Here is a 23155-nt window from a genome sequence, read left to right as displayed (position 1 = left end):
GCCGTGGCGCGAAGGTTGGCGCTCAAATCGGGAGCCTCACGTCGGAGACGAACGCGTCGCGCAGCCAGGAGACGAAGTCGTTCCACACCCCGGTGACCAGCAGGGCGCCGACGGCGATCAACAGCGCGCCCCCGAAGATCTGGATGGCCCGGGTGTGCCGTCGCAGCCAGCCCAGCGCCCCTACCGCCCCCGCCGAGCCGAACGCCAGCAGCACGAACGGGATGCCCAGCCCCAGACAGTAGGCGATCACCAGCGCGACCCCGCGCGCGACATCGGCGCCGTCGGTGGCCGACGCGACGGTGATCACGCCGGTCAGCGTGGGCCCCAGGCACGGCGTCCACCCGAGCGCGAACACCGCGCCGAGCAACGGCGCCCCGGCGACCGTGGTCAGCTGCCGCGGGCTGAACCGGGCCTGGCGCTGCAGCGCCGGGATCAGGCCCACGAACACCAGGCCCATCACGATCGTCAGCACGCCGCCGACGCGCTGCAGCAGCAGCTGGTTGGTGATCAGCGCGGTGGTCATGCCCAGGACGGCGACGGTCCCTAGCACGAACACCGTGGTGAACCCGGCGACGAACAACGCGGCGGATCCCGCGACCCGCCAGCGGGCCCCCGGCGGCGCCTTGAGCGCGCCGGGCGGCGGCTGCTCGTCCACCCCGACGACCGCGGCCAGGTAGGAAAGATAGCCGGGGACCAGCGGCACCACGCACGGCGAGGCGAACGACACCAGCCCGGCCAGCAGGCACACGCCGAGCGCCAGCAGCAGCGGCCCGGCGGCCGCGATCTGGGCGAAGCCGGTCACTGCCCCGCCACCCGCTGCACGACGGGCTGCAGGTCCTGGGCCAGCAGCTCGCGCAGGAACACCGCCGCGACCCGGTGCTGGCGGTCCAGCACCAGCGTGGACGGGATCACGGTGGTGGGGTACCTGCCGCCGAACGCGATCAGGGTGCGCATCGCCGGATCGTAGATGGACGGGTAGCTGACGTGGTGATCGTCGACGAAGTCCAGGGCCGCCTGCCGGTTGCTGTCCCGGACGTCGATGCCCAGAAAGGACACCCCGGCGCCCCGGGTGGCGTCATACACCTGCTGCAGCTGGGCGACCTCGGCCCGGCAGGGGCCGCACCACTGCCCCCAGATGTTGACGACGACCGCGCGGCCGGCGAAGACCGGGTCGTCCAGCGACAGCGTGTGCGCCGGGTCGGCGAGGTCCGGCCCGGACAGCGGGCCGGGGCGGCCGCGACTGGACGGCGGGTCGTAGTAGATGTCGGTCTTCCCGCCGGGCGAGACGAACTCGAACGTGCCGCCCTGCGCCACGGCGTCGCGACCGGTGCAGCCGCCGACCAGGGCCGCGATCGCGACCCCAGCAACGGCCAGTCGCCACGCCGTCATGGGACCGCGGGCTGGAAGTACTCGATGTCGACCAGGCGATCGCCGTCGTAGACCAGGGTGGTGACCGAGGCGAGCCCGCATTCGCGTCGCCGCGGGTCGTGCCAGAGCCGCCGGCCGCTGAGGTGCAGCCGCAACGTCCACACCGGCAGCTGGTGGCTGACGCACACCACCTCCTGCCCGGTGCCGCGGGCGCGCGCCTTGTCCACCGCGGTCGTCATCCGGGCCGCGATCTCGGCGTAAGGCTCCCCCCACGACGGGGTGAACGGGTTGCGCAGCTGCCACCAGAACCGCGGGTCGCGCCAGGCGCCGTCGCCCGGGCCGACGCGGCGGCCCTCGAAGAAGTTGAGCGATTCGATCAGGTCGGGGTCGGTGTCCACGGCCAGGCCGTGCTTTGCGGCGATGGGCGCGGCGGTCTCCTGGGCCCGCTGCAGCGGGGAGGCGATCACGGCGGCGACGTCGCGCCCGGCCAGCGCCTCGGCGACCGCGTCCGCCTGCGCCCGCCCCTTCTCGGACAGGTGGAATCCCGGCAGCCGGCCGTAGAGGACGCCGGTGGGGTTGTGCACCTCGCCGTGGCGCACCACGTGAACTCTGGTCTGGTCGGCCATCAGGGCCTGTCCTCCTCGGCGGCCGCGCGCGCCGCGAGGGCGAGCCCGGCGGCGATCCGGTCGAATGCGTCGTCGTCCAGGGCCGTCGAGACGAACCACGCCTCGAAGGCGCTGCACGGCGGGTAGACCCCCGCGTCCAGCAGGGCATGGAAGAACGGCGGGTAACGCCAGGTCTCGCTCGCCCGCGCGGAGGCGAAGTCGGTCACCGGCGTTTCGGAGAAGAACACGCCGAGCATGTTGCCGGCCCGCGGAACCTGATGCGGCACACCGGCTTTCGTCAGCGCCTCGGAGAGCAGCCCGGCCAGCTGGTCGGCGTTGGCGTCCAGCGCGGCGTAGGCCGCGTCGTCGGCGGCGCGCAGCGTGGCCAAACCCGCCGCCACCGCCACCGGGTTCCCCGACAGCGTGCCGGCCTGATAGACCGGCCCCAGCGGCGCCAGCCGCTCCATCACCTCGGCCCGCCCCCCGAACGCGGCGGCCGGCAGGCCGCCGCTCATCACCTTGCCGAAGGTGAACAGGTCGGCGACGACGGGATCGATTCCGTACCAACCGCTTCGGCTGACCCGGAACCCGGTCATCACCTCGTCGACGATCAGCAGCGCCCCGTGCTCGGCGGTGATCGCGCGCAGCGCCGCGTTGTAGCCCGGCGCCGGCGGGACAACGCCCATGTTGCCCGGGCTGGCCTCGGTGATCACCGCGGCGATCTGGTCGCCGAACCGGGCGAAGGTCTGCCGCACCGCGTCGATGTCGTTGTAGGGCAACACGATTGTGTCGGCCGCGGCCGCGCCGGTCACCCCGGGCGACGACGGCAGGCCCAGCGTCGCGACGCCGGAGCCCGCGTCGGCGAGCAGCGCGTCGACATGACCGTGGTAGCACCCGGAGAACTTGACGATCTTGGCCCTGCCGGTGAACCCGCGGGCCAGCCGGACGGCGCTCATCGTGGCCTCGGTGCCGGAGTTCACCAGCCGGATCCGCTCGACCGGTGCCACTCGCCCGATGATCTCGGCGGCCAGCTGGCTCTCCGCCGGGGTCGGCGCCCCGAACGACAGGCCCGAGGCGGCGGCCGTCGCGACGGCGTCGACGACGGCCGGGTGGGCGTGGCCCAGGATCATCGGTCCCCAGGAGCACACCAGGTCGACGTAGCGGTTGCCGTCGGCGTCGGTCAGCCGGCACCCACGCGCCTCGGTGATGAACCGCGGGATGCCGCCCACCGCGGTGAACGCGCGCACCGGGGAGTTCACCCCGCCGGGGATGACGGCGCAGGCGTCCTCGAACAGCCGGGCCGACGCCGCCACGCGGCTTTCCGCGGTCGCGGCGTGCGCGGTCGCCTGGTCACTGCTACCCATGCCGACCAGTGTCCCAGCCTCGGCCGATCGTTCAACTACAGGGTGTAGCAGAAGCGCGTTATCAGGCGTCTTGCTGGTCGGCCTGCTGGGCGGCCTGCAGCTCGCGGAGCGCGGCCTCGCGCTCCCTGTCGGCCGCGCGCCGGTGGGCGGCCACGTCGCCGAGGCCCTCCTCGACGGCGAGCTCCTCGACCTCGGCGGCGCGTTCGTGGGCGGCGCCGGCCTCGTAGTGCCGACGCACCGCGCGTTCACGGGCGGCCTGGTCCCGCTCGTGGGCGTGCTCGGCGCGCTCGGCGGCGCGCTTCACGTCGTCCTCGGTGACGAATTTGTGGGCGGCGAGATCCGATCCCCGGCGCAGCAGCTCCTGGGCGCGTCGGCCCGCTTCGTCGCCCGGTGTATCGGCCATGGAGTGACACTACGCTCGCTGACGATGTTTGCCTTGAAGTCGGCCGGGGTGGACGAGTTGGATGGAAGGCATGGAACTTCCACAGGGGCTCGCGCGGTTCAATCGGCACGTCACCAATCCCGTCCAGCGGCTGTGGGCGGGCTGGGCACCGACGTTCTGCATCGTCGAACACGTCGGCCGGCGCTCCGGAAAGCCTTACCGCACGCCGGTTACCGTGTTCACCGCCGAGGTCGATGGCAAGCCCGGTGTGGCGATCCTGCTCACCTACGGCCCCGACCGTGACTGGCTGAAGAACATCACCGCGGCCAACGGGGCTCGGATCCGGCGCTACGGCAAGACCTTCGGCGTCACCGACCCGCGGGTGGTCAGCAAGGCCGACGCGGCGCCCCACGTCACGCGCGGCTGGCGGCCGATCTTCGCCAGGCTGCCGTTCGAGCAGGCCGTGTTGCTCACCCGCACCTCATAACGGCTGGGGCATCGAGTCCGGCAACCGTCGAGCACGCCGTCGCGGTAACAAAAATTCGCTCGAACGCGAACTGCCCAGAAGCAAACCGGCATCAATCTCGTAACGCTTCGGGCGAAGGGATACCGCAATGATCAGGACTCCTTGATCATGCGTCGCTCCGCTGACAAACGGCGCCGCTACCGATCTGGCCGGATCGGGGTTGCCATACTCCTGACGGGAACTGGCGCGCTCGCGCCGGCATTCGCCCCGCCCGTCGCCGCCGCGGCGACCGGCACGGTGAAGGCGAGAACCCAGCGCATGTCCGACGCCACCCTGACCTCGGGGCGGGACGGCTGGTACAACCCCGGCGACCATCTGACCCTCGTATGCTCCAAGCGCGGGGACGCCGTAAAGGGGTTCCTCAGCCCCAACATTCCCGACGGTGGTTGGGACAACCTCTGGTACGAAACGTCGGACGGGCATTTCGTGGCCGACGTCGACATCGAGACGGGACCGTCCGGCGTCGCCGCGCCGGCGTGCCCCACCGACCCGGGCGTCGGCACAACGACCCGGCTCGACAATTTCGTCAAAAACGTCGCGGGCCAACAGGTCGGTGACGGTCAGTGCGTCGCCCTGGTTCGCAGGTATCTCGCCGACGTGTACGGAATCGCCGATGGGGGATGGGGCGACGCGTACGCGTACGGGAAAGGTGGCGCCGGCGGCAATCACCTGGAGTCGCGGGGATTCAATTGGCACCCAGGTCAGGACTTCGCCGACGGCGACATTCTGGTGTGGCGCCAGGACCCCCGCTTCGCGGGCCTTTCCTACGGCCACGTCGCCATCTGGTACGAGGGCAAGATTTTCGATCAGAACTACAACGGCCGACTGACCGCCGGTTCGGATCCGTTCTCCGACTACGGCTACGAGGGGTTTTGGCGACAGGCATGAGCCCGGCGTCCTAGGCCTCGCCCGCGGGCCCGGGCGACGAAGTAGATCACGATCACCACCGCCCACGACAGCAGGCTTAGCCAGAGCTGGCTGCGCGCCGAGCGGTCGAACGCCATTTGCACCAGCACGGCGGTGATTCCGGCGAGGGTCAGGATCGACAGCACCGGGAAGAACCACATCTTGATCCGCAGCTTTTCGTCGGGCGTGCGGCGGCGCAGGACGATCTGCGACAGCGCGATCAACCAGTAGACGAACAGGATGACGGCGCCCGACGAGTTGAGCAGGAACAGAAACACGGTTCCCGGCGCCAGCCACGCCATGACGACGCAGCCGAAGCCGATCGCCGACGAGCACAGGATCGCGACGTGGGGCACCCCGCGCCGGCTGAGCGCGACCAGCCGGGCCGGCGCCTCGCGCCGGTCGGCGAGCACGAACAGCATCCGCGACGCGGTGTACAGGCCCGAGTTCAGGCAGGACAGCACCGCGGTGAGCACCACGGCGTTCATCGCCTGATCCGCGCCGCGCAGGCCCATGTGTTTGAACGCGGCGACGTACGGCGAGGCGCCCGGCTCCAGCGAATTCCACGGCAGGATCACCACGAGCAGAAAAACCGAGCCGACGAAGAAGATCGCGATGCGCGCCACCACCGATCGCGTCGCCCGCTGCACCGCCAGCTCGGGGTCGCGGCTTTCGGCGGCGGCGACGGTGACGATCTCGGCGCCGACCATCGAGAAGATCACCACCACGATCGCGGCGACGACCGCGGCTACGCCCTTCGGGAAGAACCCGCCGTGCGCCGTGAGGTTGGAGAAATCGGTGCGATGGCCGGGCAGCAGGCCCAGCACGAAGACCGAGCCGACGGCGAGGAAGATCACGATCGTGGCGACTTTGATTCCGGCGAACCAGAATTCGAACTCGCCGAACGACGACACGGAGAACAGGTTGGTCGCGGTCATCAGCACCATCAGGCACAGCGAGAGCAGCCACAGCGGCGCGTGGAACCAGTAGCCCAGGACCTTGCCGCCGGCGACGGCCTCGAACCCGACCACGATCACCCAGAAGTACCAATACAGCCAGGCCACCGAGAATCCCGCCCAGCCGCCCAGGGCTTGCGCCGCGTAATCGGCGAACGATCCCGTCGACGGGTTGGCGGCCGCCATCTCGCCCAGCATCCGCATCACCAGGACGATCAGCAGACCGCACAGCGCGTATGTGAGGAACGCGGCGGGCCCGGTGTCCCTGATCACCACGCCGGAGCCGACGAACAGGCCCGCGCCGATCACCCCGCCCAGGGCGATCATGCTGAGCTGCCGCTGCGACAGCCCCTGCCGCAGTTGCGTGCTAGCCATTTGCCCGCCCGAACGGCGCCCCGACGTCGATCGCGTTCAGTCCAGGCGGCTGGCCACCACGGACCACACGGGAAGGTGCACCCGATGGTCTTCCAGCAGCGGGTCGATCACGCTCATCCGGTGCACCAGCGGCCGCATGCGCCGCAGGATCTCGCCCTGCTGCTCGGACGCGAGTTTCTTCATGGTTTCGAAGGTCTCGGGGAGCAGGCGGGCCTGATAAGTCGTGACGCCCAGGTAGTCGATGCGCCACCCGCAGTCGCCGAGCACCCGCTCGAGGTTATCGGCCGGCACGGCCGTCCATTGCAGGCCGTTGACGTTGTGCGGGCTGAACTCGAACATGTACAGCCGGGCCCCCGGCCTGGTAGCGCGGTGCAGCGCCTCCGCATACCGCATCTGGGTGGCGCCGTCGTTCAAGAACACGTGATAGAAGGCGCTGTCCACCACGGTGTCGAAGCGGCCCTCGAACCCCTCCAATCTGGTGGCATCGGCCACCTGGAAATCGACGTGCACCCCGGCCCGCTCGGCGTTTCGTTTGGCGAGCTCGATGGCGGAAGGGGAATCGTCGACCCCGGTCGCGGAATACCCTTGCGCCGCATAGTGAATCGCGTGGTAACCGGGGCCGGTCCCCGGGTCGAGCACCTCGCCGCGAATCCCGCCGTAGGCCACCAACTGCTGCACCGCGGGTTGCGGGCCGCCGATGTCCCAGGGGATCCGCCCGTCGGTGTGTTCCGCCTCGCCGTACAACGGCTCGAAACCGGCGACGTTCGCGTCAGTCATTGCCTCAGCCTAACGAGGAAAGCGGCCGTCTACCCGCGAAGTCGGCTCAAAAATGCAGGTCTTGATCGCGGATCTTGGCCGTGGCGATCACGCTGATGACCGCGGTAGCCACCAATACCCGCATCCCAGCCACGGCGTGCCCCCGCCGGCGGCGATCAGCGCGGTCAGGATCATCGGGGTGACGCCGGAGGCGTAGATGCCCGAGAACTGGTAGACGAACGACAAACCCGTGTAGCGGGTGGCGGTGGGGTACAGCGCCGAGTACAGCGTGCCCTGCGCGCCGTAGAACAGCGCGTGCACGACACCGAACACGACGACCATCGCGAGGCCGAACAGGAGCAGGTTCTTGGTGCCGAACAACACGAAGGCGGGGAACGCCAGCAGGCCGTAGCACGCCACGCCGACCAGATACACCCGCCGCGGCCCGAACCGGTCGGTCAGGATTCCGGACACCGGCAGCAGCGCCGCCATCAACAGCGCGGCGACGGTCACCACCACCAGAACCGACACCTTGTTGAACCCCAACGCGCCGGTGGCGTAGCTGATCGCGAAGACGCCCCAGGTGTTGAAGGCCGACCCCTCGGCCCACCGTGACAGCAGCCCCAGCACCGTGTTGCGCCGGGAACGGGGTTCGCGGACGACCTCGCGGATCGGCACGGTGGACGTGGCCTCGAGGTCGGCCAGCTCGCGAAACGCCGGCGTCTCCTCGACCCGCAGCCGGACCACGATGCCGATCGCCACCAGCACCAGGCTCAGCAGAAACCCGATCCGCCAGCCGTACGCCAGGAACCGCGCCGGGCCCAGCGCGACCTGCAGAAACGCGAAAATGCCGGTGCCCAAGGCCAATCCGAGGGCCAGGCCGACCTGCGGAATCGCGCCGAAGCGGCCGCGCCGGTCCGCGGGGCTGTGCTCGACGGCGAGCAACACCGCGCCGGCCCACTCGCCGCCGAGCGCGAATCCCTGCAGGATGCGCAGCGTCAGCAGCAGCACCGGCGCCCAGGCCCCGATCTGGGCGGCGGTCGGCAGAACCCCGATCAGTGCGGTGGCGACGCCCATGATCAGCATCGTCAGCGCCAGGCTGCGCTTGCGACCGATCCGGTCCCCGATGTGCCCGAACACCAGGCCGCCGATCGGCCGCATGACGAACCCGACGGCGAACGTGGCGAACGCCAGAAGCGTTCCCACCAAAGAGGTTTCGTTGGGGAAGAACACCTTGCTGAACACCAGGCCCGCGGCGGTGGCGTAGAGGAAGAAGTCGTACCACTCCACCGTGGTGCCCAGCAGGCTGGCGGCGACCACGATGCGCAGCCGCCGACGGCGTTCGACGTCGGATTCCTCGTGTTCTTGCGGCGCGGCGACGGCCGCGGCGGGCAGCGTGGTTGCCATGGTCTACTGCGCGGACGCAATCGCGAACGGCGTCGACGGTGCCGGCTGCGACTGGCGGTTGGGATGCTGCCACAAGCCTTTTCGCTCGAGCAGCGGCAGGACACCCTCACCGAACCAATACGCCTCCTCCAGGTGCGGGTAGCCCGACAGGATGAAGTGGCTGATGCCCAGGCGCGCGTACTCGGCCAGCCGCTCGGCGACCTCGGCGTGCGACCCGACCAGCGCGGTGCCCGCGCCTCCGCGCACCAGACCCACCCCGGCCCACAGGTTGGGGCCGACCACGAGCCGGCCGCTGTCGCCGCCGTGCAGGTCCAGCATGCGGCGCTGGCCCTCGGACTCGCTGCGCGCCAGGCTGGCCTGCACCCGCTCGACGTCGGCCGGGTCGACCGCGGCGAGCAGCCGGTCGGCCTCGGCCCACGCCTGCTCGGACGTGTCGCGGCTGATCACGTGAATCCGCAAGCCGTACTGCAGGATCCGGCCGTTATCGGCGGCCAGCCCGCGAACCCAGTCGAGCTTTTCGGCGACCGCCTTCCGCGGTTCGCCCCAGGTGAGGTAGACGTCGGAGTACTTTGCCGCGACCGGCCCGGCGGCGGCCGACGACCCCCCGAAGAACACCGCGGGGATCGGATCGGGCGGGTTGTTCAGCTGCGCACCGTCGATGCGGATGTGGTCCCCGGCGAAGGTCACCGGTTCCCGCGAGGTCCAAAGTTGGCGCACCACATGTAAAAACTCGGCGGTCCGGGCATACCGCGATTCCTTGTCCAGGTAATCGCCGTAGGCACGCTGCTCGTGCGGCTCACCGCCGGTGACGACGTTGAGCAGCAGCCGGCCGCCCGAGTGCCGCTGGAACGTCCCGGCCATCTGCGCGGCCAGGGTGGGGCTGAGCAGCCCAGGGCGGAACGCGACCAGGAACTTCAGGGTCTCGGTGCCCTCGATCAGCATCGCCGTCGTCAACCACGCGTCCTCGCACCACAATCCGGTCGGCGTGAGGACCGCCTCGAAACCGTTGTCCTCGGCGGCCGCGCAGATCTGGTGCAGATAGCGCAAGGTCGCGGGCCGGTCGCCGTGCATCGCGGTGCCGTGCCCGCCCGCGACCAGATTCCGCGAATCCCCGTACGTCGGCAGGAACCAGTGAAACGCCAGGCTCATTCGCCCTCCCTCTTGTCCAACCTCCGATCGTGCGGGAGGTCGGCGGGGGGCGCGAGGGTTGAAACCTGCGAGATTGGATACTGGTGTGACGCTATTACGGGTTGCCGGTGTGGGGGTCCAGCGCCAGCGTCGGTTGGGCGGGACCGGTGAAATCGAACATCGCGGTGAGCGCGCCGGCGCGCTCGTCGAACGAGTGGTCGCCGACGCGCCCGGTGCTCCAGTTGTCCTCGACGAACCGCAGGATCGACGTCTGGTCGGTCAGGGTGTGGTCGACGAAATTCGTTCTAGCGTAGGGAGATATCACCAGCAGCGGCAGCCGCGGCCCGTACCCGCAGCGGCCTTGGTACGCGGCGGGGGTGGCGGCGGGATCACCACACCGGCCCGGACCGTTCAGCGCGTCCTCGGGCGTGGCGGAGGTGTTCACGGTCGGCGAGGGTTTGTGATCGTACCAGCCGTCGGAGTCGTCGTAGGCGACGACGATCGCCATGTCCCGCCACTGCGGGAGCCGCTGCAGGTGGTTGATCGTCTCGACGAGGAACCGCTGTTCGTCGAGCGGGTCGGAGTAACCGGCGTGCCCGTTTTGGTACGCGGGCGGCTTGAGGAAGCTCACCGCCGGCAGGTGGCCGCCGTCGGCGGCGGCCCAGAAGTCGGACAGGTCGTACTGATGGTTGGCCTGGTCGCCGCGCCCGATCTGGTCGGTCGCGCTCGGTGGTAGGTGATGCGGGTTGGCGGTGGACGGGTAGTACTGAAACGCCGCGTGGTGCGGGACGTAGTCGGGTTTCGTGCCGAACGGCAGCGTCCCGGTTTTGCCGGTCCCGCCGAGGGTTTCGCCGATGTTGTGGGTGGCGCCGCACTCCGCGGTGCCGTCGGGCCTGCGGGTGGTGGGCCGAAAGCCGCCCTGGAACCAGCCCCACGTGACGCCCTTCGCGTTGAGCAGGTCGCCGACGTTCTTGTTGTCGGCGCCTAACTGAACCTGGTCGCGAGAGGAGCAGTCGTCACCGAGGGGCTGCGAATCGTCGATCAGGGTGCCCCGCCCGTTGCCGGTGTCGTCGATCACCATGTGCGGCGGGAACGGTTGGCTGCCGGGCATGAATTTCTTTGCCACTCCGTGTGTTTGGCCCGAGATCAAGTTGATGTGACCGGGCGACGACGGGCCGAACGTGGTGTTGTAGAAGTTGTCACTCATCGAGTAGTGCTGCGCGTAGTTCCACAGCGCGGTCACCGTGTTGCCGTCGTAGTAGCCCATCACCAGGCCGGGGGTGTTGAACGACGGCGCCGGACAGGGCCCGCCCTCGGTGTGCTCGACGAACCGGTCCATCGCGCCGCCGTTGAAGGCCAATTGTTCGGCTTGGTATTCGTGGTCCTGATCACAGGTCACCTGCTGGCCCGGCCCGCCGAGGCGCATCGGCTGCACCGAATTGGGGTTGTGCGTCAACAACTCCGGGGTCAGGCCGTCCACCGCGGGGGTGCCCGGCCGGGCGGTGAACGGTTGGCCGTCCACGCCCGCGGCGCGGGGGTATGTCCCGAAGTAGTGGTCGAAGGAGACGTTCTCTTCGAAGATCACCACCAGGTGGCGGATCGGCGTGGCGGTCGCCGGCTCCGCGGCCGGGCTCGCGGGCCGATGCCCGCACGCGGCGACGAGGGCGAGTGCCGCCAGCGCCGCGGCGAAACGCGTCGGGGCGCGTCGGGTGAACGGCGCCTTAAGACAAGCCGTACGGTCCATCAAAGATCTCCTCTTCGTGACCAATTGATCACGCCAGATCACGCAATGCTTCCAATACGGCGTGGCTCGGCCGGTAATGCCGGCTCGGCGCGGCATCATTGCGATCATGCCTGACCTGACACGCCGGGCGGTGCTCCGGATGGGCGCCGGTGCCAGCCTGGGGGCCGCCGGCGTGTTCGCCCTCGGTGCCCTGTTGGATCCGATCAAGCCGCAAGCGGCTCCCGCCCCGTTCGAGCCGTCGGCCGCCAGCAGTAACCTGCCGAACAGGCTGACCGGTTCCTTCGTCTCGGCGGCCCGCGGCGGCGTCAAGACCAACTGGGTGATCGCGCTGCCTCCCGGGCAGAAGGCCGAAGCGGGCGCCCTGCGTCCGGTCATCGCGCTGCACGGCAAGGACGGCGACGCCAACATGATGCTCGACTGCGGTGTCGAGAAGGCGCTGGCGCAGTTGGTCAAGGATGGCAAGCCGGCGTTCGCGGTGGTGGGTGTCGACGGCGGCGCCAACAGCTACTGGCACCGCAGGGCCTCGGGCGAGGATCCCGGCGCGATGGTGCTCGAGGAGCTCCTGCCCATGCTGTCGTCGATGGGTTTCGACACCTCCCGGGTGGCTTTCATGGGGTGGTCGATGGGCGGCTACGGGGCGCTGCACCTGGGCGGCAAGCTGGGCCCGGCGCGCACGGCCGGGATCTGCGCGATCAGCCCGGCGCTGTACACCTCCTTCACCGGCAGCGAGGAGGGAGCGTTCGACAGCTACGACGACTGGGTGCAGAACAGCGTCGTGGGTGTGCCGGCGCTGAATTCGATTCCGCTGCGGGTGGACTGCGGGACGTTCGACCGTTTCTATTTCGCCACAAGGCAATTCGTCGCCCAGCTGAAGACCAAGCCGGCGGGCAGTTTCTCCCTCGGCGGACATGACATGGGCTACTGGCGAACGCAATTGCCGGGCGAGCTGACCTGGATGGCGACCTAGGCCACGCAGATGACAGTCCGGCAGGAAGTGCTCGCCAGCGGCCCACGTCGAGTGGAGCGGCGGACCTCCCGGAAGGGATTCCGGCCCGACATCGAGGGCCTGCGCGCGGTCGCCGTCATCGCCGTGGTCCTCTACCACGCGGGCATCCCGGGAGTCGCCGGCGGCTATATCGGCGTCGACGTCTTCTTCGTCATCTCCGGCTTCCTCATCACCGGCCTGCTGTGGCGCGAGGTCACCGGCAGCGACACCGTCCGGCTGGGCCACTTCTACGGCGCGCGCGCCCGGCGCCTGCTGCCCGCCGCGGCCACCGTCGGCGTCGTCACCGCCGCGGCGGCCGCCGCGGTGCTGCCACCCCTACAGGCGCGCAGCGTTTTCCTCGACGGCATCGCCAGCGCCCTGTATGTCGGCAACTACCGATTCGCCCTGCGCCGCACCGACTACCTGTCCTCCGACGTCCCCTCGCCGTTCCAGCACTACTGGTCACTCGGCGTCGAGGAGCAGTTCTATCTGGTGTGGCCGGCGCTGATCATCGGCACCGCGTGGCTGGTCCGGCGCGTTAGAAGGGGCGACGGCCGGGCCGCGCCGTACGCGGTGGTGCTCGCGGTGGTGGGCGCGGCGTCGCTGGCGGCAGGCGTGGTGTGGACCCGCACATCGCCGGCCTTCGCGTTCTTCTCGCTGCCCACCCGCGCCTGGGAGCTGGCGGCCGGCGGCCTTGTGGCCCTGTCGATCCCGCAGTGGCGCAAGCTGCCGCTGCTGCCCGCGGCCATCGCCGGGTGGGGCGGTCTGGGGCTGATCGTGCTCACCTGCACCCAGCTGGGTGCCGGCACCCCCTACCCCGGCACCGCGGCGCTGCTGCCCGTGCTGGGCACCGCGCTGGTGATCGGCTCGGGCTGCGTGACGGGCGGTCTCGGGGCCGGCCGCGTGCTGTGCAAGCCGGCGATGCGCGCCGTCGGGCGGGTGTCGTACTCGTGGTACCTGTGGCACTGGCCGGTGCTGTTGCTCATGCCGGCGCTGCTGGGCGAGCCCGCGGGGCTGCCGGCCCGGCTGACCGCGACCGCCGTCTCCGCCGGCCTCGCCGTGATCACGCTGCACCTGGTCGAGGACCCCGGCCGGTTCGCCGCCGCCCTGCGCCAGTCGGCGACGGCGAGCCTCGCGGTGGCCGGCGCGGCCAGCGCGGCAGCGGCCTGCGCGTGCGTGCTGTTGCTGGCGTTGACGCCGGTGCCGGCGGGCCACGGGGTGGCGGCCCCGAAGGCCAACATCGTCGCGGTGCCCGCGCCGAACGTCCCCGCCGTCAGCCAAACCGAAGCGGCGGTGCGCCAGGCCCTCGCGCAGGTGCGCGAGGCCGTCGCCGCGTCCGCGGCGCTGCGGGCCGTCCCGTCCAACCTCGACCCGCCGCTCGCCAAGGCACCCGCCGACAAGGCCGCCGTCTTTGTCAACGGATGCGTGCGCTCGTGGCGCGACGTCGGTCAAAGCGAGTGCGCGACGGGCGATCTCGCGTCACCGACGACCGTGGCCCTGGTCGGCGACTCGCACGCCGCGATGTGGGAGCCGGCCTTCGAGCGGATCGCCCAGCAGCGGCACTGGCGGCTCGAGGCGCTGGCCAAGGTGACCTGCCCGCTGCAGGACCTCCGCATCACCAGCCCGTATCTGGGCCGCGAATACACCGAATGCGTCCAGTGGCGCGGCCAGGTCATGGACCGGCTGAAAGCCGAGCACCCCCGCCTGGTCGTGCTGGACATGAGCCGGCGCTACGGGGCCGATTTCGGTTTCACCTCATACGATCCCGCCTGGATAGACACCCTGGGCCGCACCGTGGAACAGTTGCGGAGCACCGGCGCCGCCGTGCTGGTCCTCGGGCCCGCCGCGGATCCGCACGGCCCGGTGCCCGCCTGCCTGTCGGGTCACCTCGACGACGCCACCGCGTGCGCACCGGCCCGATCCGTCGCGCTCGACGAAGACGGCATCGGCGCCGAGCGGGCGGCGGCCACCGTCGCCGGCGGGCAGTACGCGGAGGTGACCGACCTGTTCTGCGCCGCCGACCGCTGCCCGGTGATCGTCGGCAACACCCTGGTTTTCCGGGACGACAACCACATCACGACCGAATACGCGCAACTGCTGACGCCGGTGATCGGTGCGCTGGCGGACCGCGCCCTGGCGGATGGGTGACGCGTAATGAACTTCTCGCCGCAACCGAACGTCATATCAGTGAAAGGTGTTTGGAGGTTTTCAAGATGACTCCGCTGCTGCTGATCTGCATTGCGGCCATCGCGCCCGTCGCGGGCGTCGGCCTGATGCAGTTGCAAACGCGCCTGGAGCAATGGGACTACGAGCGCCACGCGGACGACTAGCCTCAAGCCTTGCGCGCCTGAGGCTTTGGCTTGTCATCGAGACAGCTGCATGCCGATCAGCGGCGCGATCTTATCCGCCAGATACTGATGCCCCGCGTCGTTGGGGTGTACACCGTCCGGGCCGATCAGGTCGGGCCTGTCGACGAACCAGCGATCGCCGATCGGATCGACGAACGCCGCCCCCGCGGCCCGCGCCGCGCCGTTGAGGACGTCGCGGATCTCCAGGACGGAATCGGGCACGTCGGCTGTCGGCCACGGCGGCCCGATCACCAGCAGCCGGGCGGACGGTGACAGGCGCCGCGCGAGACCGAAAGTGTCGCGCACCTTTCCGGCCAATACCTCGGGGTCCTCGGGATGGAAGCCCTGATCGTTGCGGGAGCCGAAGAACACCACCAGCGCATCCTCGGGCTTGACCGCCCGCCCGGTCAGGTCCTCGAAGATGCTGCCGTGGTCGCCGGTTACCCCGTAGCCGGCCCTGCCCTCGGCCGACACGTCCGGCACGACGCGCACGCCGCGCTGGGCCAGCGTGTGCCAGGCCAGGGCGGTCCACGATTTCGGGCCCAGGCCGCCCTCGTCGGTTCCGGTGGTGTACGAGTCGCCGACCACGGCCACATGGTTCAGCCGCGAATCCACGGTCATGGTTTGGTAGCCGCGAACCCGCGCCGGGTCCGCGAGGACGACGCCCGCCACCAGGGCGAGGCCGAGCATGAGCGTGACCAGGCGACTCACCGCTACCTCCCCCCGAAAGCTGCGTCGTCGTGCGCCGCATCCAAATCAACGGAATCGTACGAGGAAACGGCGCGAAGCGGGCGTCAATCCGCGCAATGGCGGCTGTGCGCTATCGCCATGGTATCGACGGCTTGCGGACTCGACCGATTCGCGCGCCGAGGTAAATCTCACACCGCGCGGGCCGAAATCGCTTCCCGCGCATCCTCGATCGGGCGAACCTTGGCGCTGACCGGGTCGGGTTTCGCGCTCGCGGGCCGGACGTCGACCATCCTGCGCATCCAGCGCCGGGCCGGCTCTTCGACGAAGTGATACAGCAGGATCGACATGCCGACGGCGATCGCGAACAGCCCGACGACGTTCCACTTCCACGGGTTGTCCTGCGGCGTGAGCTCGAACTGCTCGACCGCCCATCCCCAGGCGGTGTGCACCAGCTCGTGCACCATGTACAGGCAGAACGAGATCTGCCCGCCGTACACCATGACCCGGGTCGACAGCATCCTCGGCAGGCCGCCCACGCCGATCGCCAGCGCGATCACCAGCGGAACGAACAGCATGTCGACCACGCCTCCGCTGTCGTTCTCCACGACCCCGCCGATCGGGTGCGCGTTGAACCAGTACAGGACGCCCACCATGGCCGCCAGGAGGAGCAGGGACACGTATCCCGCCACGCGGCGACCGCGATCGGTCAGCCGCAACCTGCGCACGGCGGCGCAGGCCAGCGCGCCGGCGACGAACTGGCTCACGATTCGCGGCAGCCAGCTCCACGGTGTGTAGAAGTGGCCACTGGCCAGCAGCATCACCACCGGCGGCAACGAGGCGGCGAACGCCAGCACCATGAGGCTGCGCGCCCTGGTCGCCTGCTTCATCCGCAGAATCAGCAGGACGAGCACGCCGAAGAGCAAGTAGGCCAGCCATTCCGCGCTGATCGACCACGCCGGCCCGTCCCAGCTGGAGTCGTCGAAGAACGGCTGGAACCACAGCTGGACGAGCAGGATCTGGCGCACATAGCTGATCGCGGTGAGCTGGCCGGCGTCGGGCGACGGCACGTGCCCGACGTGCAGGGTGAAGATCACCCACAGCGCGGCCAGGTGCAGCGTGACCAGATACACCGGCCACACCCGGGCCAGCCGCAGCCACAGGAAGTGCAGGGTGGCGCGCGTCGACCACGACCGGCCCATGCGGTCGAGGTAGTTCCAGGTCAGCACGAACCCGCTGAGGATGAAGAAGAGGTCGACGCCCTGGGCGCCGCAGTTGAGCACCGGCGCGAGCGCGTCGCGGAAATCTTGCGAGGCATCGCTGAGCATCGGCCGGAAGTGAAACAGCACCACCCACACAGCGGCGACGATGCGCAATCCGGTCAGGGCTTTGATCTCACCCCTGATTTCTGCGCCGCGCACGTTGCTCTCTCCGCCTGGACTCTCGCTGTTTCGTATCCCTTTGGGTACCGGCTGACCGGGCGATGACAAGCCCCCCGACCGACAACCGGCAGCCAACGAAGCGTAACAGCGCGAGCGCGCCGATCGCGTGATGGGCCGTGGCGTGGCATCGGGTGTCGGTGGGTGGCCCGCGTTGCCGCGCGCAAGCCGCCGTCGTCACTTTGGCCCAGGCCAGGACCCCCGAAAGTGGCTTCTTAGCAAAGAGTTAGGAGCGGCTTTCGGTCTCCTTAGATTTGGCGGGCACCTTTAAAGAACAGGACTCGGCGGATGGGGCGCTCATGACGATCACGAATGTCGCGACTCGGCACGGTTACGGCACGTTCGATTGCGGCGGCGCCCAGATTCGCGCGCACTGCCGTCACCTGGCGACCGTGGTGACCATCCGCGGCGACGTCGACGCCGGCAACGTCGACCGGGTCAGCGAGTACCTTTGGCGATTCACCCTCGGGAGCAACCCGGTGGTGCTCGACCTGACCGGCGTGAGCCACTTTGCCGGGTCCGGCATCTCGCTGGTGCACCGGTTCGACGAGGACTGCCGCGCCGCCGGAGTGGAGTGGACGTTGGTAGCGAGCCCCGCGATCACCGGACTGCTGGGCGACCAGGGCGAGTTCCCGATCGCGCGTTCGCCGCACGAGGCGCTGCGCAACCTCGCCGAGGCCATCGTCAGCCGCCGTCAGCTCGTGCTGCCGCTCATCAAGAAGACGGCTTAGTTTTTCCGGGTCCGTCCCCGGAACGTGTTCCGATAACCCTGTGGTGACACCCCGGCGACCCGCCTGAACTGTTCCCTAAAGCTGGACGCTGACCGGAAGCCGACCTGGCGGGCGATGAGTTCGATGCTGTCGGGCGTTCGCTCCAACAGTTCCTGCGCGTGCCGGATCCGCACGCCGGCGACCCACTGCATGGGAGTTTGACCGGTTTCGGCCAGAAATCGACGGTTGAGGGTGCGGACGCTGCTGGACGCTTTGGCCGCGACGTCGACGAGACTCAGCTCCTCGCAGGCGTGTTCCTCGATCCATGTCAGCAGCTGGCCGAGTTCGGTGTTGCCGGGCCGACGGTTGCGCACGATGAACTGCGCCTGCCCGCCGCTGCGATGCAGCGGCGCCACCGCCAGCCTCGCCGCCTCGGCCGCAACCGCGGCCCCGTAGTCGCGGGCGACCATGTGCAGGCAGAGGTCCAGGCCCGCCGACGCACCCGCGGACGTGAGCACCCGCCCCTCGTCGACGTAGAGCACGTCGGCATCGAGCGTGACGGCGGGAAACGCGACCCGGAACTGCTCCGCGGCCAGCCAGTGCGTGGTCGCCCGCTTGCCGTCGAGCAGCCCGGCCGCCGCGAGTGTGAAGGCCCCGCTGCAGATGGAAGCGATCCGAATCCCCTTGGCGTACGCGGCTTTCAGCGCGGCCGTGACGTCGTTTGGGACCGGCGTCGTGACGTCGTTGCGGCCGGGCACGACGACGGTATCCGCCTCGGCGAGGGCGTCGATGCCCAGCTCGGTCGCGATGCGCATGGGGCCCGCGGTCACCACGGGCTCGGCGCCGCACACGCGAACGTCGTATCCGGGCGAGCCGTCGGGTAGGCGGGCTCGGCCGAAAACCTCGACGGGAGTGGCCAGGTCGAAGGCGACGGCGTCCGGCAGCGCCACAGCCACAACGCGGTGCATGTTGGCAATATACCGGCGAAACATGGCTGTTTGGCCACTGGCCGGCGACCCCCGCGTCGGCGAATCTCGTACGGGTGTATGCGCAGATCGTGATGTTCGACGGGTTCGACCCGCTCGACGTCATCGCCCCGTTCGAGGTGCTTGCCGCCGGCGGCGACGCGGTTGGCGGTGACCTCGTCGTCGAGCTCGTTTCGGCCGAGGGCGCGCGTCCGGTCGTCAGCGGCACCCGTCACCTGGCGCTCACGGCGGGCGGCCCGCTGGATCCCGGCAAGCCGGGATACGTCGTGGTTCCGGGAGCGAACGGGCCGATAGCGGGCGACCCGGACGACGGGGTCGCCACGATCCCGGTGCTGCTGGCCCGGGCGGCCGACACCGCACTGACACCCCTGATGCGCGAGGCGTTCGACAATCCCGCGGTCACCGTGGCGACCGTCTGCGGCGGCTCGCTCGTGTTGGCGATGAGCGGACTGATCGAGGGCCGCCACGCGGTCACCCATCACCTCGGCATGGACCTTCTCGAAGCGGCGGGGGCGCACCCGGTGCGCGCGCGGGTCGTCGACGACGGCGACCTGATCAGCGCCGGCGGAGTCACCTCCGGCCTGGACCTGGCGCTGTATCTCTTGGAGCGCTCCTACGGGCCGCGGATCGCGCGGGCGGTCGAGGAGATGTTCGAGTACGAGCGCCGCGGCACGGTGTGGACTCCGGCCGGGCGCGAACCGATGGAGGTGTGAATGAGCGTGTTCGGTGATTGGGACGTCACCATCAAGACGCCGATCGGCTCTCTGGCGGTCTCCTACACCTTCGGCCAGGCCGTCGATGGCGCCGTCGGGACGGCCACCTACAAGGGCGACACCGTTGCGCTGCAGGACATTTCGATAGATGGGAATCGAGTGACCTGGCGGCAGTCGGTGGCCAAGCCGATGCGGCTCAATCTGGCTTTCGACGTCGTCGTCGACGGCGATTCACTCGCCGGCCATTCGCGGGCCGGTCGGCTGCCGCGGTCGGCCGTCGTGGGCACGCGCAGCAGACGGTCCCCGTGCCCCTAGCCGCCGCAGCCGCGCGATGCCCAGCACCGCCAGCACTCCCGCGGTCGTCACCAGCACCAGGGCCAGCAACAGCAGCTGGGGGTTGTAGACCAGGGACGTGGTGAACGGCTGCCCGTCCGCGATGGGCGCGACGCGCACCGTGTGGCGCGCGTGCACCCAGGCCACTCCCGCGCCCGCCAGCGCCGCGCAGGCCAGGGCGAGTGCGACCAGGGCCCTGACGCGGCCGATCACGATGGCGACCCGTCTTCGAAGTCGTCGTCGGCGACGTCGGATCCGGCGGGCTCGACCCGCTCCTGAACCAGCGGCGTCAGCGCCGCCCGCAGATGACGATGGCGGCGCGCCCAGGCCTGGGCGGTGCGATCGTTGGTCAGCTTGAGGCCGATCCCGATCCGGCCGCGCGGCACACCCACCAATTCGCCGAGCGCCCGGGCGGACTGCCACCTCGCCAGCTCCTTGCCGGACGCCTCGTGGTGCTCCGGCGACGGATAAACCTTGACGATCTCGCGCACCAGGATGGTTTCGGTGCCCTGGCGCAAGGCGTCCTCGGTGAGCTCGACGGAGACGTGGATCCGCGCCGCCTTCACCTGCAACCCCACGAACGCCGACACCAGCACCAGGAAGATCGCCGGGACGACCAGCGACACCTTGGCGCCGCTCCAGATTTCGATCAGCACCATCGCGCCGGCCGACGCCGGGCCCAACGCCACCCACCACCAGCTCGCACCCGGCTCGTAGAACAGCGGCGGTGGTTCGGCGCCGTTCGCCGTGGTCTCCGATGTCAAAGCGCGCCCCGTCTCACGAAAGCCACCCCGCCGCGTCCGCGGCCCAATAGGTGAGCACGATATCGGCCCCGGCGCGCCGGATGCTCGTCAACGACTCCAGCGCGGCGGCCCGCTCGTCGATCCAGCCGTTGGCGGCCGCGGCGCAGATCATCGCGTACTCCCCCGAGACCTGGTAGGCGGCCACCGGCACCGGCGAGATCGAGGCCGCCGCGGACACCACATCCAGGTAAGCCATCGCGGGCTTGACCATCAGGATGTCGGCGCCCTCGTCGAGGTCCAGCCGGATCTCGCGCAGCGCCTCGCGGAAGTTGCCCGACTCCTGCTGGTAGGTGCGCCGGTCCCCGGACAGGCTGGAGCTCACCGCCTCGCGGAAGGGGCCGTAGAACGCCGAGGCGAACTTCGCCGCGTAGGCCAGGATCACCACGTCGGCGTAGCCCGCCGCGTCCAGGCCGTCGCGGATGGCGGCCACCTGGCCGTCCATCATTCCACTCGGCCCGACCACGTGGGCGCCCGACTCCGCTTGTGCCACAGCCAGTTTGACGTAGCGGGCCAGGGTGGCGTCGTTGTCCACCCGGCCCCGGGCGTCCAGGACGCCGCAGTGCCCGTGATCGGTGAACTCGTCCAGGCAGGTGTCGGCCATCAGCACCGTGGCGTCGCCGAGATCCTTGGCCAGGTCGCGCAGCGCGACGTTGAGGATGCCGTCGGGATCGGTGCCGGCCGAGCCCGTCGGGTCCTTGTCCTGCTCGCGCGGCACGCCGAACAGCATCAGCGCGCCCACGCCGGCGGCGACGGCCTCTTCCGCGGCCGCCCGCAGCGAATCCCGGTCGTGCTGGACCACGTTCGGCATCGACGCGATGGGCCGCGGTTCGTCGATTCCGTCGGCGACGAACATGGGCAGCACCAAATGCCTTGGCTCCAAGGACGTTTGCGCCACCAGGCGACGCAACGCGGGGGTCGAGCGGAGCCGGCGCGGGCGCTGCCGCGGGTAGCTCACTAGCGCCTGCGGCTCTTCTTACGCGGCGGCGGCAACGCGCCCTCGGCCCGCAACCGCGCGGCGTGTTCGGCCAGGGCGTCGACCAGGGGGCCGACGGCGGCGGTTTCGGGCTGGACGTCGACCCGCAGGCCGAACTCGGCGGCGGTCTCGGCCGTCTTGGGCCCGATGCAGGCGATGATCGTCCGGGCGTGCGGCTTGCCGGCGATGCCGACCAGGTTGCGCACCGTCGAGCTGGACGTGAAGCAGACCGCGTCGAAGCCGCCCGTCTTGATCATTTCGCGGGTGGCCGCCGGCGGCGGCGCGGCGCGCACCGTCCGGTACGCGGTCACGTCCTCGATCTCCCAGCCGCGCTCGCGCAACCCCTCGGCCAGCGTCTCGGTGGCGATGTCGGCCCGCGGCAGCAGGACGCGGTTCACCGGGTCGAAAATGCTGTCGTAGGGCGGGAAGTCGTCGAGCAGGCCGAGCGAGGACTGCTCGCCGGCCGGCACCAGCTCGGGGCTGATCCCGAAGGCGCGGACCCGGTCGGCCGTGGACTCGCCGACGCAGGCGATCTTCACGCCGGAGAACGCGCGGGCGTCCAACCCGAACTCGCCGAACTTCTCCCACACCGCGCGCACCGCGTTGGTGGAGGTGAACACCACCCACTGGAACCGGCCGTCGACCAGGCCCTTGACGGCCCGCTCCATCTGGGCCGGGCTACGCGGCGGCTCGACGGCGATGGTCGGCACCTCGATCGGCAGCGCGCCGTAGGAGGTCAACCGCTCGCTCATCTCGCCGGCCTGGTCCTTGGTGCGGGGCACCAGCACCGTCCAGCCGTACAGCGCGCGGCTTTCCCACCAGTTCAGCTTCGCGCGGCTGGCCACCGTCTTGCCGATGGTCACCACGAGCGGGCCGGTCATCGGACCGGCCGGGTCGGTGCTGCCCACGACGGCCGGGTCGGTCAGGCCGCTCAACGTCGTCTCGACCGAACGCTGCTGGCACGTGGTGCCCTGCGCGGTCACCACGCAGGGGGTGGCCTCGGCCAGTTCGTGCTCGATCAGGGCGCGGGCCGCGTCGGCCAGGTGCGACGCGGTGGCCTGCAGGATCAGCGGGCCGGGAGCCGCCGCCAAAGCGTCCCAGTCGACTTGCGGGTCGCGCACGTCGGCGACCGTGTGCGACGAGCCCAGCGGCAGGCCGGCGTAGGTGGGCACGGCGCTGGTGGCGGCCAGGCCGGGCACGATCTCGACGTGCAGGTGGCTGCGCGCCACGGCGTTCACCTCGGTGATGACGGCGTCAAGCGTCAGCGGGTCGCCGGCCACCAGCCGCACCACGTCGACGCCGGAACGGGCCTCGGCGACCAGCGTCTTGGCCACCTCCGCGGGCTCGCCCAGGGCGGGACGGACATCGGGGCCGGCCGAGATCACCGCGGGCGCCGTCTGGTTGGCGTCCCCGTCGGCGGCGCCTTCGGCGGTCGCGACCTCCGGACCCGCCGGCGCCGGGCCGGAGACCGGTGGCAGGTCCTTGCCGATCAGCGCGAGCACGGGCTCGGGCACGTCGGGGTCGGTGAACACCAGGGCGGCGTTGGCCAGCACCGTGGCGGCCCGTGTCGTCAACAATCCCGGGTCGCCGGGGCCGGAGCCCACGAACGTGATGTGGCCCGGTCTCGGCTTACGCCCTCGCGTCGTCATTGTCGCTCCCAA

23 protein-coding genes and 1 pseudogene are annotated in these 23155 nt (G+C 70.2%); 7 read left to right on the top strand and 17 right to left on the bottom strand.

The window, feature by feature from the left end; genetic code table 11:
* Positions 1-22: 22 nt before the first annotated feature.
* The 5 genes from AC5Y5E_RS12040 to AC5Y5E_RS12020 form a co-directional block, all read right to left on the bottom strand.
* Positions 23-802 carry a cytochrome c biogenesis CcdA family protein gene (locus AC5Y5E_RS12040; protein WP_499903198.1) on the bottom strand — a complete coding sequence of 260 codons (780 nt, stop codon included), beginning with the start codon at positions 800-802 and terminating at the stop codon, positions 23-25.
* Positions 799-1389 carry a TlpA disulfide reductase family protein gene (locus AC5Y5E_RS12035; protein ID WP_499903197.1) on the bottom strand — a complete coding sequence of 197 codons (591 nt, stop codon included), beginning with the start codon at positions 1387-1389 and terminating at the stop codon, positions 799-801. The genes AC5Y5E_RS12040 and AC5Y5E_RS12035 overlap by 4 nt, the downstream gene beginning before the upstream one ends.
* On the bottom strand, positions 1386-1994 hold the full coding sequence (locus AC5Y5E_RS12030) for a histidine phosphatase family protein (RefSeq protein WP_499903196.1): 609 nt from the start codon (positions 1992-1994) through the stop codon (positions 1386-1388). The genes AC5Y5E_RS12035 and AC5Y5E_RS12030 overlap by 4 nt, the downstream gene beginning before the upstream one ends.
* Complete coding sequence (hemL, locus tag AC5Y5E_RS12025) at positions 1994-3337, bottom strand: glutamate-1-semialdehyde 2,1-aminomutase (RefSeq protein WP_499903195.1); 1344 nt, start codon at positions 3335-3337, stop codon at positions 1994-1996. Before hemL ends, AC5Y5E_RS12030 begins: the two co-directional genes overlap by 1 nt.
* Positions 3338-3398: 61 nt before the next feature.
* Positions 3399-3740, bottom strand: coding sequence for a hypothetical protein (locus AC5Y5E_RS12020; RefSeq protein WP_499903194.1), 342 nt, complete (start codon positions 3738-3740; stop codon positions 3399-3401).
* 70 nt (positions 3741-3810) lie between these two features.
* On the opposite strand from AC5Y5E_RS12020, the gene AC5Y5E_RS12015 reads away from it, so the two are divergent.
* Together AC5Y5E_RS12015 and AC5Y5E_RS12010 are read left to right on the top strand one after the other, a co-directional pair.
* Positions 3811-4206: a nitroreductase family deazaflavin-dependent oxidoreductase gene (locus AC5Y5E_RS12015; RefSeq protein WP_499903193.1), complete on the top strand. Its 396-nt coding sequence runs from the start codon at positions 3811-3813 to the stop codon at positions 4204-4206.
* A gap of 297 nt (positions 4207-4503) precedes the next feature.
* Complete coding sequence (locus AC5Y5E_RS12010; protein ID WP_499903192.1) at positions 4504-5133, top strand: CHAP domain-containing protein; 630 nt, start codon at positions 4504-4506, stop codon at positions 5131-5133.
* Here the strand turns inward: AC5Y5E_RS12010 and AC5Y5E_RS12005 are convergent.
* The 5 genes and pseudogenes from AC5Y5E_RS12005 to AC5Y5E_RS11985 all read right to left on the bottom strand — a co-directional run bounded on the left by AC5Y5E_RS12005 (position 5106) and on the right by AC5Y5E_RS11985 (position 11517).
* A complete protein-coding gene (locus tag AC5Y5E_RS12005) occupies positions 5106-6482 on the bottom strand; it encodes an amino acid permease (protein WP_499903191.1) in 1377 nt (458 codons plus the stop codon). The genes AC5Y5E_RS12010 and AC5Y5E_RS12005 overlap by 28 nt on opposite strands.
* 36 nt (positions 6483-6518) lie before the next feature.
* The gene (locus tag AC5Y5E_RS12000; RefSeq protein WP_499903190.1) at positions 6519-7259 is read right to left on the bottom strand and encodes a class I SAM-dependent methyltransferase; all 741 of its coding nucleotides are present in this window, start codon (positions 7257-7259) and stop codon (positions 6519-6521) included.
* Positions 7260-7305: 46 nt separating this feature from the next.
* Positions 7306-8645: pseudogene (locus AC5Y5E_RS11995) on the bottom strand (MFS transporter).
* Between the two features lie 3 nt (positions 8646-8648).
* Positions 8649-9794, bottom strand: a complete 1146-nt coding sequence (locus AC5Y5E_RS11990) for an LLM class flavin-dependent oxidoreductase (RefSeq protein ID WP_499903189.1) — start codon at positions 9792-9794, stop codon at positions 8649-8651.
* Positions 9795-9888: 94 nt separating this feature from the next.
* Complete coding sequence (locus AC5Y5E_RS11985) at positions 9889-11517, bottom strand: phospholipase C (protein WP_499903188.1); 1629 nt, start codon at positions 11515-11517, stop codon at positions 9889-9891.
* A 97-nt stretch (positions 11518-11614) separates the two neighbouring features.
* On the opposite strand from AC5Y5E_RS11985, the gene AC5Y5E_RS11980 reads away from it, so the two are divergent.
* Entirely contained in the window at positions 11615-12484 is an 870-nt protein-coding gene (locus tag AC5Y5E_RS11980; protein WP_499903297.1) for an alpha/beta hydrolase, read from the top strand.
* A gap of 51 nt (positions 12485-12535) precedes the next feature.
* Entirely contained in the window at positions 12536-14650 is a 2115-nt protein-coding gene (locus AC5Y5E_RS11975) for an acyltransferase family protein (RefSeq protein WP_499903296.1), read from the top strand.
* A gap of 215 nt (positions 14651-14865) precedes the next feature.
* On the opposite strand, the gene AC5Y5E_RS11970 is transcribed toward AC5Y5E_RS11975, so the two are convergent.
* Together AC5Y5E_RS11970 and AC5Y5E_RS11965 are read right to left on the bottom strand one after the other, a co-directional pair.
* The gene (locus AC5Y5E_RS11970) at positions 14866-15561 is read right to left on the bottom strand and encodes an Rv0518 family GDSL lipase (RefSeq protein ID WP_499903187.1); all 696 of its coding nucleotides are present in this window, start codon (positions 15559-15561) and stop codon (positions 14866-14868) included.
* A gap of 167 nt (positions 15562-15728) precedes the next feature.
* Positions 15729-16958, bottom strand: a complete 1230-nt coding sequence (locus AC5Y5E_RS11965) for an acyltransferase family protein (RefSeq protein WP_499903186.1) — start codon at positions 16956-16958, stop codon at positions 15729-15731.
* 317 nt (positions 16959-17275) lie between these two features.
* Between AC5Y5E_RS11965 and AC5Y5E_RS11960 the strand changes: the two genes are divergently transcribed.
* A complete protein-coding gene (locus AC5Y5E_RS11960; RefSeq protein WP_499903185.1) occupies positions 17276-17707 on the top strand; it encodes an STAS domain-containing protein in 432 nt (143 codons plus the stop codon).
* On the opposite strand, the gene AC5Y5E_RS11955 is transcribed toward AC5Y5E_RS11960, so the two are convergent.
* Complete coding sequence (locus AC5Y5E_RS11955) at positions 17704-18654, bottom strand: GlxA family transcriptional regulator (protein ID WP_499903184.1); 951 nt, start codon at positions 18652-18654, stop codon at positions 17704-17706. The genes AC5Y5E_RS11960 and AC5Y5E_RS11955 overlap by 4 nt on opposite strands.
* Before the next feature lie 74 nt (positions 18655-18728).
* Here AC5Y5E_RS11955 and AC5Y5E_RS11950 point away from each other — a divergent pair, with 74 nt between their 5' ends.
* Complete coding sequence (locus AC5Y5E_RS11950) at positions 18729-19385, top strand: DJ-1/PfpI family protein (RefSeq protein ID WP_499903183.1); 657 nt, start codon at positions 18729-18731, stop codon at positions 19383-19385.
* Positions 19386-19700, top strand: coding sequence for a hypothetical protein (locus AC5Y5E_RS11945; RefSeq protein ID WP_499903182.1), 315 nt, complete (start codon positions 19386-19388; stop codon positions 19698-19700).
* On the opposite strand, the gene AC5Y5E_RS11940 is transcribed toward AC5Y5E_RS11945, so the two are convergent.
* From AC5Y5E_RS11940 to AC5Y5E_RS11925, 4 genes are read right to left on the bottom strand one after another with little or no spacing between them, the layout of a single operon-like run.
* Entirely contained in the window at positions 19617-19931 is a 315-nt protein-coding gene (locus AC5Y5E_RS11940; RefSeq protein ID WP_499903181.1) for a hypothetical protein, read from the bottom strand. The genes AC5Y5E_RS11945 and AC5Y5E_RS11940 overlap by 84 nt on opposite strands.
* Positions 19928-20482, bottom strand: a complete 555-nt coding sequence (gene mce1N, locus AC5Y5E_RS11935; RefSeq protein ID WP_499903180.1) for a transport-regulating membrane protein Mce1N — start codon at positions 20480-20482, stop codon at positions 19928-19930. The genes AC5Y5E_RS11940 and mce1N overlap by 4 nt, the downstream gene beginning before the upstream one ends.
* Positions 20483-20495: 13 nt before the next feature.
* Positions 20496-21476 (bottom strand): porphobilinogen synthase, encoded by a 981-nt coding sequence (gene hemB, locus AC5Y5E_RS11930; protein WP_499903179.1) that lies wholly within the window; start codon positions 21474-21476, stop codon positions 20496-20498.
* Positions 21476-23143, bottom strand: a complete 1668-nt coding sequence (locus AC5Y5E_RS11925; protein WP_499903178.1) for a bifunctional uroporphyrinogen-III C-methyltransferase/uroporphyrinogen-III synthase — start codon at positions 23141-23143, stop codon at positions 21476-21478. The genes hemB and AC5Y5E_RS11925 overlap by 1 nt, the downstream gene beginning before the upstream one ends.
* Positions 23144-23155: the final 12 nt, after the last annotated feature.

The organism is Mycobacterium sp. NGS54, assembly GCF_059812465.1.
This window is presented reverse-complemented; position numbering and strand designations above follow the sequence as displayed.

Coding starts and splice junctions, on each gene's coding strand:
- AC5Y5E_RS11955 (WP_499903184.1), bottom strand. CDS start 18,654: ATGCACCGCGTTGTGGCTGTGGCGCTGCCGGACGCCGTCGCCTTCGAC.
- hemL (WP_499903195.1), bottom strand. CDS start 3,337: ATGGGTAGCAGTGACCAGGCGACCGCGCACGCCGCGACCGCGGAAAGC.
- AC5Y5E_RS12005 (WP_499903191.1), bottom strand. CDS start 6,482: ATGGCTAGCACGCAACTGCGGCAGGGGCTGTCGCAGCGGCAGCTCAGC.
- AC5Y5E_RS11960 (WP_499903185.1), top strand. CDS start 17,276: ATGACGATCACGAATGTCGCGACTCGGCACGGTTACGGCACGTTCGAT.
- AC5Y5E_RS12010 (WP_499903192.1), top strand. CDS start 4,504: ATGTCCGACGCCACCCTGACCTCGGGGCGGGACGGCTGGTACAACCCC.
- AC5Y5E_RS11925 (WP_499903178.1), bottom strand. CDS start 23,143: ATGACGACGCGAGGGCGTAAGCCGAGACCGGGCCACATCACGTTCGTG.
- AC5Y5E_RS12020 (WP_499903194.1), bottom strand. CDS start 3,740: ATGGCCGATACACCGGGCGACGAAGCGGGCCGACGCGCCCAGGAGCTG.
- AC5Y5E_RS12035 (WP_499903197.1), bottom strand. CDS start 1,389: ATGACGGCGTGGCGACTGGCCGTTGCTGGGGTCGCGATCGCGGCCCTG.
- AC5Y5E_RS11990 (WP_499903189.1), bottom strand. CDS start 9,794: ATGAGCCTGGCGTTTCACTGGTTCCTGCCGACGTACGGGGATTCGCGG.
- AC5Y5E_RS12000 (WP_499903190.1), bottom strand. CDS start 7,259: ATGACTGACGCGAACGTCGCCGGTTTCGAGCCGTTGTACGGCGAGGCG.
- AC5Y5E_RS11945 (WP_499903182.1), top strand. CDS start 19,386: ATGAGCGTGTTCGGTGATTGGGACGTCACCATCAAGACGCCGATCGGC.
- AC5Y5E_RS12015 (WP_499903193.1), top strand. CDS start 3,811: ATGGAACTTCCACAGGGGCTCGCGCGGTTCAATCGGCACGTCACCAAT.
- AC5Y5E_RS11985 (WP_499903188.1), bottom strand. CDS start 11,517: ATGGACCGTACGGCTTGTCTTAAGGCGCCGTTCACCCGACGCGCCCCG.
- AC5Y5E_RS12030 (WP_499903196.1), bottom strand. CDS start 1,994: ATGGCCGACCAGACCAGAGTTCACGTGGTGCGCCACGGCGAGGTGCAC.